We start from the raw sequence: 9,018 nt of genomic DNA, 5'->3' as shown, positions 1-9,018 counted from the left end.
GCGCAGGCCGCGCCAGCCGATGGTCGAGAAGCCGCCGAACGGATCGCTGGCGCGCTGCGCCTGCTGAAGCGCCAGCAGCTCGTGTTTGCGGATCACCGGCAGCGCCGCGAGCGCCGCGCGGTCGGTGATCCGCGCGGCATCGGCACCGGCGGGCAGCGCATCGAACGCCGGCGCATGGGCCTGCGCATGCGCCAGCAGCGCCGGCAGCGCCGCGAACAGCGCGCGCTCGCGCTCGGCCGGCTCCCGTGTTTCCAGCGCGTCGTAGAAGGTGCCCATCACTCGTCATCCGCCCAACGGACCAGGCGCTTGCGCACCTCGTCGACCAGCTTGCGCACGTCGGCGCCGCTCTTCAGCACCTGCGTGTCCCATTCCGGCGTCGTGATCGGCCGGCGGGCGATGCGCGCGGTGATCGTCGCGGCATCGCTCGCGAGCTGCAGCACCGGCTTGCCCTTCCAGTCGAACGCCGCGCCGCGCTCGGCCAGCGGCTTCAGCTCGCGCAGCTGGCGCTTCAGCGTGACCAACGTCTCGTCGGGCTTGAAGGGAGGCAGGGCGAAAAAATCATCGGACATCACATCGCTCCATATTTCGCACAGCACCGTCAATCAAGCGGCCACCGTGGAACCGGCTTTGCCGGGCCACTGGTGGCGCCCCCTTGAGGGGGAGGCGCGCAGCGCCTCGGGGGTGGGTCACGTCAACCAGCGTTTGCGGCGCTTGTAGCTCTTGACGTCGCGAAAGCTCTTGCGCTCCACGTCGTCCTTCGCGCCGCCGGTGCCGAGGTAGAACTCCTTCACGTCCTCGTTCTCGGCCAGCGCCTTGGCCGCACCGTCCATCACGACGCGGCCGTTCTCGAGGATGTAGCCGTGGTCGGCATAGCGCAGCGCCATCGCGGTGTTCTGCTCGGCGAGCAGGAAGGTCACGCGCTCGCGCTGGTTCAGGTCGCGCACGATCTCGAACACCTCCTCGACGATCTGCGGCGCGAGGCCCATCGACGGCTCGTCGAGCAGCACCATCTTCGGGTTCGCCATCAGCGCGCGGCCGATCGCGCACATCTGCTGCTCGCCGCCCGAGGTGTAGGCCGCCTGCGAGCCGCGCCGCGTCTTCAGCCGCGGGAAGTAGCCGTAGACCTTCTCCAGCGTCTCGGCCACCGCCGCCTTGCCGTCGCGCCGGGTCCAGGCGCCGGTCATCAGGTTCTCCTCGATCGTCAGGTGCGCGAAGCAGTGCCGGCCTTCCATCACCTGCACGACGCCGCGGTTCACCATCTCGGCGGTGGACAGCGCCTCGATGCGGTCGCCGCGCAGCTCGATGCTGCCCTTGGTGACCGCGCCGCGCTCGCCCGCCAGCAGGTTGCTGACGGCGCGCAGCGTCGTCGTCTTGCCGGCTCCGTTGCCGCCCAGCAGCGCGACGATGCCGCCCTCGGGCACCTGCAGCGAGACGCCCTTCAGCACCAGGATCACGTGGTGGTAGATCACCTCGATCCCGTTGACGTTGAGCAAGACCGGTGCGCTCATGGGATCAGCTCTGGCAGTCTTCAGGGCTGCGGCGGGTCAGCTTCTTGTCGGTGGCGTACTTGTCCGCCGCCGCCTTCACCATCGGCTTCAGGATCTGCTCGTCGGCCTGGTACCAGTCGGAGCTGAAGTTCCACTTGCTGCCGTCCCAGGTGTGCACCCGCGTCCAGGTGGTGCCCATGTGGTCGAGGCACGAGGTGCTGACCGGCCGCATCACGCCGGCAAAGCCGAGCGCATCGAGCTTCTTCTGGTCCAGCGCCAGGTTCTCCAGCCCCCAGCGCACCTGTTCGCCGGTCATCACCTTGCCCTTGCCAAACCGCTCCTGCGCGCGCCGCACCGCCTCGACGCCGAGCATCTGGATGATCAGCCCGCGCGTGTACAGCACCGAGCCGACCTCGTCCTTCGGGCCGGCGCCCTGGCCCTTGTCGTGCACGTACTTCAGGATGTCCTGGATCACCTTCGGCTGCTGGCCCGAGGTGTTCAGCGCCAGCGCGTTGTAGCCCTTGGCGGCGTCGCCCACGTCCTTCACGTCGGGCTCGGCACCGGCCCACCAGACGCCGTACATCTTCTCGCGCGGGTAGCCGGTGGCGATCGCCTCCTTCAGCGCGGTCGAGTTCATCACGCCCCAGCCCCACAGCAGCACGTAGTCGGGCTTCTGCTGGCGCACCTGCAGCCAGGCCGATTTCTGCTCGACGCCGGGCGCCGTCACCGGGATCTTCAGCAGCTCGAAGCCGTGCGTCTTCGCGCGCTCCTCCAGCAGCGGCATCGGCTCCTTGCCGAACGGGGAGTCGTGGTACACGAGCGCGATCTTCTTGCCCTTCAGCTTGTCGAGCCCGCCTTCCTTCTTGCCGATGTGCTGGATCAGGATGTCGGCGGCCGTCCAGTACGAGCCCATCAGCGGGAAGTTCCACTTGAACACGCCGCCGTCCTGCGAGGCCGCCAGCCCGTAGCCGAGCGTGATCAGCGGGATCTTGTCGGCCGGCACCTTGTCGGTCAGCGCGAAGGTGATGCCGGTGGCCTGCGGGTCGAAGAGCGTGACGCCGGCGCGGCCCTTCAGGCGCTCGTAGCATTCCACGCCGCGGTCGGTCGCGTAGCCGGTCTCGCATTCCTCGTAGCTCAGCTTGACGCCGTTGATGCCGCCATCGCGGGCGTTGATCATCTTCAGGTAGTCCTGCTTGCCGTTGGCCCACGGCGTGCCGTTGGGCGCGTAGGCGCCGGTGCGGTAGACGAGCAGCGGGAAGAACTGCTCCTTGGCCTGGGCCAGCGCGGCCGGCGCGGCGAGCAGGCCGGCCCAACCCACCGCGGCGATCGCGGCAACCCGTGCGAACGACTTGAACTGCATGTCTGTCTCCGTTGGTGGTGGTGGTGATCAGTGGGGGAAGGGCCACAGCCGCAGCTTCTCGCGCGCGGTGGACCACAGCCGCGCGAGGCCGTGCGGCTCGACGATCAGGAAGAACACGATCAGCGCGCCGAAGATCATCGATTCGAGGTGCGACGCGAGCGCGGTCGACAGCGGGATGTCGAACCAGCGCGGCACCTGGTTCAGCAGCAGCGGCAGCAGGATGATGAAGGCCGCGCCGATGAAGCTGCCGCTGATCGAGCCGAGCCCGCCGATGATCACCATGAACAGCAGCTGGAACGAGCGGTCGATGTTGAACGCGGCCGGCTCCCAGGCGCCGAGGTGGACGAAGCCCCACAGCGCGCCGGCCACGCCGACGATGAACGAGCTGACCGCGAACGCGGTGAGCTTGGCGTACATCGGGCGGATGCCGATCACCGCGGCGGCGACGTCCATGTCGCGCATCGCCATCCATTCGCGGCCGATGCTCGCGCGCACCAGGTTCTTCGCGAGCAGCGCGAACACGCAGACGAAGACCAGGCACAGCAGGTACTTGGACACCGGCGATTCGATCGGCAGCCCGAGCACGTTCAGGCCCGAGACGCTGACCGAGCCGGACGACGAGTTGTTGGTGAACCACGAGATGCGCAGGAAGGCCCAATCGGTGAAGAACTGCGCGGCCAGCGTCGCGACCGCGAGGTACAGCCCCTTGATGCGCAGCGACGGGATGCCGAACAGCACGCCGACGCCGGTGGCGCACACGCCGCCCAGCAGCAGCGACGCGACGAGCGGCATGCCCGGGATGCGCACCTGGAAGTTGTAGGCCGCGTACGCGCCCACTGCCATGAAGGCGCCGGTGCCCAGCGAGATCTGGCCGCAGTAGCCGACGAGGATGTTCAGGCCGAGCGCGGCGAGCGACAGGATCAGGAACGGGATCAGGATCGCGCGGAACAGGTACTCGGGCGCGGCGAGCGGCAGCACGACGAAGGCGACGGCCAGCAGCGCGAGGATCGCGGCGCGGTCCTGCAACACCGGGAAGATCTGCTGGTCGGCGCGGTAGCTGGTCTTGAACTGGCCGTTCTCTCTGTACAGCATGGCTCAGACCCGATCGATGATCTTCTCGCCGAACAGGCCCTGCGGCCTGACGAGGAGGAACAACAGCGCCAGCACGTAGGCGAACCAGATCTCGATGCCCCCGCCGAACATCGGTCCGAGGTAGATCTCCGACAGCTTCTCGCCGACGCCGATGATCAGCCCACCGAGGATCGCGCCCGGGATCGACGTGAGCCCGCCGAGGATCACCACCGGCAGCGCCTTCAGCGCCACCAGCGACAGCGAGAACTGCACGCCCAGCTTGCTGCCCCAGATGATGCCGGCCACCAGCGCGACGATGCCGGCCACCGACCACACGATGACCCAGATGCGGTCGAGCGGGATGCCGATCGACTGCGCCGCCTGGTGGTCGTCGGCCACCGCACGCAGCGCGCGGCCGGTGGCTGTCTTCTGGAAGAAGAGCGCGAGCAGCGCGACCAGCGTGGCCGCGACCAGTGCCGCCACCAGGTCCTCCTGGCTGATCAGCACGCCGCCGTCGAACGTGCCCTGCAGCACCAGCAGCGGCTCCTTCGGCATGCCGACGTCGATCTTGTAGATGTCGTTGCCGAACAGCGTCTGGCCGAGCCCGTCGAGGAAGTACGCGATGCCGAGCGTCGCCATCAGCAGCGTGATGCCGTCCTGGTTGACCAGCCGCGACAGGCACAGCCGCTCGATCAGCCAGGCCACCACCACCATCAACGCCGCCGCGGTGATGAAGCCCAGCACGTTGGCGAGCAGCTTGCTGTCGAAGTGGAACCACTGCGGGAACCACTCGGAGAAGCGCGCCATCGCGAGCGCCGCGAACAACACCATCGCGCCCTGCGCGAAATTGAAYACGCCCGAGGCCTTGTAGATCAGCACGAAGCCGAGCGCGATCAGCGCATACAGCATGCCCGCCATCAGGCCGCCGAACAGGGTTTCGAGGAAGAAGCCCATCAGTGTTGAACCCCGAGGTAGGCCTTGATGACATCCGGATTGGATCGAACCTCGCCCGGCGTGCCGTCGCCGATCTTCCTGCCGTAGTCGAGCACCACCACGCGGTCGCTGATGTCCATCACTACCCCCATGTCGTGCTCGATCAGCACGATGGTCGTGCCGAACTCGTCGTTCACGTCGAGGATGAAGCGGCTCATGTCCTGCTTCTCCTCGACGTTCATGCCGGCCATCGGCTCGTCCAGCAGCAGCACCTGCGGCTCCATCGCGAGCGCGCGGCCGAGGTCGACGCGCTTCTGCAGCCCGTAGGGCATCTTGCCGACCGGCGTCTTGCGGTACGGCTGGATCTCCAGGAAATCGATGATGCGTTCGACGACGCGCCGGTGCTCGATCTCCTCGCGCTCGGCCGGCCCGAGGCGCAGCGCCTGCAGCAGCAGGTTGCTCTTCATGCGCAGGTTGCGGCCGGTCATGATGTTGTCGAGCACGCTCATGCCCTTGAACAGCGCCAGGTTCTGGAAGGTGCGCGCGACGCCCATCTCGGCCACCTGGCGCGAGTTCATGTGGCGGAAGGTGCGCCCGCGCAGCGCGATCGAGCCCTGCTGCGGCTGGTAGACGCCGTTGATGCAGTTCAGCATCGAGCTCTTGCCGGCGCCGTTCGGGCCGATGATGGCGCGGATCTCGTGCTCGCGCAGGTCGAAGCTGATGTCGGTCAGCGCCTTCACGCCGCCGAACGACAGGCTGATGTTCTTCACGTCGAGGATCACGTCTCCCACGGCTCGTGTCATGCGGCGCTCCTGACCGACGCGAAGGTCTTCGCGTCGGCGATGCGCAGGTCGGCCGCGACCATGCCGCTGCGGCCGTCCTCGAACTTCACCGCGGTCTCGACGTACTGCGAGCTGCGGCCGCCGTACAGCGCATCGACCAGCACCTGGTAGCGCTCGCCGATGAAGCCGCGCCGCACCTTGCGCGTGCGGGTGAGTTCGCCGTCGTCGGCGTCGAGCTCCTTGTGCAGCACCAGGAAGCGCGTGATCTGGCTGCCGGCGAGCTTGTCGTCGGCCGCGAGGTCGGCGTTGACCCGCTCCACGCAGTCGCGCACCAGCTCGTACACCTCGGGCTTCTGCGCCAGGTCGGTGTAGCCGGCGTACGGCAGGTTGCGGCGCTCGGCCCAGTTGCCCACCGCCTCCATGTCGATGTTGATGAAGGCGCAGACCTTCTCGCGCCGGTCGCCGAAGGCCACCGCCTCCTTGATGTGCGGAAAGAACTTCAGCTTGTTCTCGACGTACTTGGGCGCGAACATCGCGCCGTCGTTCGCCCCGCCGACCAGCCGGCCGACGTCCTTCGCGCGGTCGATGATCTTCAAGTGGCCCTGCGCGTCGAGGAAGCCGGCGTCGCCGGTGCGGTACCAGCCGTCAGCGGACAGCACCTCGGCCGTCGCGGCCTCGTTGCGGTAGTAGCCCTTCAGCAAGCCGGCCGAGCGCACCAGCACCTCGCCGTCGGCACCGACCTTCAGCTCCACGCCGTCGATCGGGATGCCCACCGTGTCGGCGCGCGCCTGGTGGTCGGGTTGCAGGCAGACGAACACGGCGGTCTCGGTCGAGCCGTAGAGCTGCTTCAGGTTGATGCCGATCGAGCGGTAGAAGCTGAACAGGTCCGGCCCGATCGCCTCGCCGGCGGTGTAGGCCACGCGCACGCGCGACAGGCCCAGCGTGTTGCGCAGCGGGCCGTAGATCAGCAGGTTGCCGAGCGCCCAGGCCAGCCGGTCGCGCAACGCGAGCGGCTTGCCGTCCATGCGCGCCGGGCCGACGCGCCGCGCAAGCGCCATGCAGTGGCGGAACAGCCAGCGCTTGGGCGCGCTCGCGTCTTCCATGCGGATCATCACGCTGGTGAGCAGCGCCTCGAAGACGCGCGGCGGCGCGAAGTAGTAGGTCGGCCCGACCTCCTTCAGGTCGATGCCGACGGTGGCGGGCGACTCCGGGCAGTTGACGACGTAGCCGCAGGTGAGCCACTGCGCGTACGAGAACACGTTCTGGCCGATCCACGCGGCCGGCAGGTAGGCGAGCACCTCTTCGCGCTCGGTCAGCTTGTCGAAGCGGGCGCCGGCGCGCGCCCGGTCGATCAGGCTCGCATGCGTGTGCACCACGCCCTTCGGCTGGCCGGTGGTGCCGGAGGTGAAGAACATGGCGGCGACGTCTTCGGGCCGGTTGCGCTGCACTTCATCGTGGACGTGCGCCGGGTGYGCGGCATGGAAGAGGCGGCCGGCCGTGACCAGCGCGTCGAGCGGGGCGAGGCCGGGTTCGTCGTAGTGGCGCAGCCCGCGCGGGTCGTCGAACCAGATGTGGGTGAGGGCCGGGGCGGGGCACTGCGGGCGGATCTCGAGCAGCTTGTCGACCTGCTCCTGGTCTTCGACCACCGCGAACGCGACGCCGGCATTGACGACCGGGAAGACGAACTCGGCGGCGGCCGCATCCTGGTACAGCGGCACGGGAATGGCGCCCAGCGATTGCGCGGCGAGCATCGTCGCGTACAGCCGGGGCCGGTTCTCGCCGACGACGATCAGGTGCTGGCCGCGCTGCAGGCCGGCCTGCGCGAAGCCGGCGGCCAGCTCGCGCACCAGCGTGGCGAGCTGGGTCCAGCTCAGCGTCTGCCAGATGCCGAACTCCTTCTCGCGCAGCGCCGGGGCGTCCGGCCGCTGCGCGGCATGGTCGAGCATCAGACGGGGGAACGTCGTCAGCACCGCTGTCTCCTTGTGTGTGCGGCGACTGTACGAACAAGTTTGACGCCAGGTTGTCGTTCTGACGACAATCTTCGGGACATCCCCCTTCGGTCTTACCCGGGGCTACGTGCCGATCGTGCGCAGGCCGTGCGGCGTGTGGATGTGCGCGACCAACTGCGGTCGGGCGCCGGCGGGGAGCGGCGACACCTGCACGGACGTGTCGAGCCCGAGCGTCGCGAGCAAGGCCGTCACGCGCTCAGGCTCCGGATGCCGGGCCTCGAAGCGGTGCAGCGTGCAGCCCACGTCCTGGAGGCCGGCGGCAGGATGGGTGGATGCCTGCCGTTCGATCAGGGCCGGCGCGATGCCGTCCATCGGCAAGCTCCCGTCGAGTGGGATGGTGATGAGCCACTGCAATGCGCCACGGGTGATCGGCTCGATCTCGCCGAGTGCTTCCGGCGCAGCCGCGGTGGCGCTTCGGATGTCGCTGGTGCGCGCGACCCAGTTGGACAGGCGGGGCGGGGCGTGCGGGTGCAACGTGTCGAGTGCGAACCAGCGCGGCCGGCCCGGCGCAGGCGCGGCGGGATTCACCGCGATGACTTCGAGGAAGAGGTCGTCGCCCAGGCGCAGCAGCAGGTTGTGCGTGCCCATGCGCGGATGCTCGCCGCCGGTCTGCAGCTCGACACCGAGCGTGTCACGGACGAACGCGGCGCCCTGCGCCAGCGTCGGGGCGGTGATGGTGATGTGATCGAGCTGGCACGGATGCATCGCGCGTCCTCGCGGCAGGGATCGGCGGATTCTGCCGGTTTGACGATCCCTCGCACCGCTGCCCACAATCCCGAGGATGGCGAGGACATCTTCATGGGAGCCGTGATTCCACCGGTCGTGCCGACCCTGCCGAAAGCCGGGCAGCCGCCGCTGCGCGTGCGTGCCCGCCAGGCGAATGCGGACGAGCTGCGCGACATCCCGTGGCTGCAGTCGCTGCAGGCCGACGAGCGCGAGCGCGCCGTCGACGACCTGAAGGTGGTGCAGGTCGACGCCGGCGAGCTGCTGTGCCGGGTCGGCAAGCCGGCGACCTTCTGGTTCGGCGTGGTCGACGGGCTGCTGAAGATGAGCAACGACTCGGCGCTCGGCATGCCGATCACCTTCACCGGCGTGCCGCCGGGCGGCTGGTTCGGCGAGGGCACGGTGCTCAAGCGCGAGGTCTACCGCTACAACATCCAGGCGCTGCGCAAGAGCGTGGTCGCGGGCATCACGGTCGAGACCTTCCACTGGCTGATCGACCGCAGCATCCCGTTCAACCGCTTCGTGATGCAGCAGCTGAACGAGCGGCTCGGGCAGTTCATCGGGGCGCGCGAGATCGATCGGCTCAACGATCCGGATGCGCGGGTCGCGCGCAGCCTGGCATCGCTGTTTCATCCGGTGCTGTACCCGGGCGT

The 9,018-nt window shown here is 68.6% G+C and carries 9 protein-coding genes and 1 pseudogene; 1 reads left to right on the top strand and 9 read right to left on the bottom strand.

The window, feature by feature from the left end:
* The 9 genes and pseudogenes from AC1D15_RS10250 to AC1D15_RS10210 all read right to left on the bottom strand — a co-directional run.
* A pseudogene (locus AC1D15_RS10250) lies at positions 1-276 on the bottom strand (phenylacetate--CoA ligase family protein); the annotation flags it as partial.
* A complete protein-coding gene (locus AC1D15_RS10245) occupies positions 276-569 on the bottom strand; it encodes a hypothetical protein (protein WP_465114832.1) in 294 nt (97 codons plus the stop codon). The pseudogene AC1D15_RS10250 and the gene AC1D15_RS10245, both read right to left, overlap by 1 nt.
* A 117-nt stretch (positions 570-686) precedes the next feature.
* On the bottom strand, positions 687-1,508 hold the full coding sequence (locus AC1D15_RS10240) for an ABC transporter ATP-binding protein (RefSeq protein WP_465114834.1): 822 nt from the start codon (positions 1,506-1,508) through the stop codon (positions 687-689).
* Positions 1,509-1,512: 4 nt separating this feature from the next.
* The gene (locus AC1D15_RS10235; RefSeq protein ID WP_465114835.1) at positions 1,513-2,847 is read right to left on the bottom strand and encodes an ABC transporter substrate-binding protein; all 1,335 of its coding nucleotides are present in this window, start codon (positions 2,845-2,847) and stop codon (positions 1,513-1,515) included.
* A 27-nt stretch (positions 2,848-2,874) separates the two neighbouring features.
* On the bottom strand, positions 2,875-3,939 hold the full coding sequence (locus AC1D15_RS10230; RefSeq protein WP_477825895.1) for a branched-chain amino acid ABC transporter permease: 1,065 nt from the start codon (positions 3,937-3,939) through the stop codon (positions 2,875-2,877).
* Positions 3,940-3,942: 3 nt separating this feature from the next.
* Positions 3,943-4,872, bottom strand: coding sequence for a branched-chain amino acid ABC transporter permease (locus tag AC1D15_RS10225; RefSeq protein WP_047506418.1), 930 nt, complete (start codon positions 4,870-4,872; stop codon positions 3,943-3,945).
* A complete protein-coding gene (locus AC1D15_RS10220) occupies positions 4,872-5,654 on the bottom strand; it encodes an ABC transporter ATP-binding protein (RefSeq protein WP_047506420.1) in 783 nt (260 codons plus the stop codon). The genes AC1D15_RS10225 and AC1D15_RS10220 overlap by 1 nt, the downstream gene beginning before the upstream one ends.
* A complete protein-coding gene (locus AC1D15_RS10215) occupies positions 5,651-7,603 on the bottom strand; it encodes an AMP-dependent synthetase/ligase (protein ID WP_477825894.1) in 1,953 nt (650 codons plus the stop codon). The genes AC1D15_RS10220 and AC1D15_RS10215 overlap by 4 nt, the downstream gene beginning before the upstream one ends.
* Positions 7,604-7,705: 102 nt before the next feature.
* Positions 7,706-8,347, bottom strand: a complete 642-nt coding sequence (locus AC1D15_RS10210) for a VOC family protein (RefSeq protein ID WP_477825893.1) — start codon at positions 8,345-8,347, stop codon at positions 7,706-7,708.
* Between the two features lie 93 nt (positions 8,348-8,440).
* On the opposite strand from AC1D15_RS10210, the gene AC1D15_RS10205 reads away from it, so the two are divergent.
* The coding region (locus AC1D15_RS10205; protein WP_477825892.1) for a Crp/Fnr family transcriptional regulator at positions 8,441-9,018 on the top strand (578 nt) is incomplete at its 3' end.

The sequence above is a fragment of the Rhizobacter sp. P2_H2 genome, from assembly GCF_056403375.1.
Note: the sequence above shows the minus strand (reverse complement) of the source record. Positions and strands in the feature narration are given on the sequence as shown.

Excerpts from the sequence above, each read along its gene's own strand:
- AC1D15_RS10245 (WP_465114832.1), bottom strand. The coding sequence starts at position 569 with ATGTCCGATGATTTTTTCGCCCTGCCTCCCTTCAAGCCCGACGAGACG.
- AC1D15_RS10240 (WP_465114834.1), bottom strand. The coding sequence starts at position 1,508 with ATGAGCGCACCGGTCTTGCTCAACGTCAACGGGATCGAGGTGATCTAC.
- AC1D15_RS10235 (WP_465114835.1), bottom strand. The coding sequence starts at position 2,847 with ATGCAGTTCAAGTCGTTCGCACGGGTTGCCGCGATCGCCGCGGTGGGT.
- AC1D15_RS10230 (WP_477825895.1), bottom strand. The coding sequence starts at position 3,939 with ATGCTGTACAGAGAGAACGGCCAGTTCAAGACCAGCTACCGCGCCGAC.
- AC1D15_RS10220 (WP_047506420.1), bottom strand. The coding sequence starts at position 5,654 with ATGACACGAGCCGTGGGAGACGTGATCCTCGACGTGAAGAACATCAGC.
- AC1D15_RS10210 (WP_477825893.1), bottom strand. The coding sequence starts at position 8,347 with ATGCATCCGTGCCAGCTCGATCACATCACCATCACCGCCCCGACGCTG.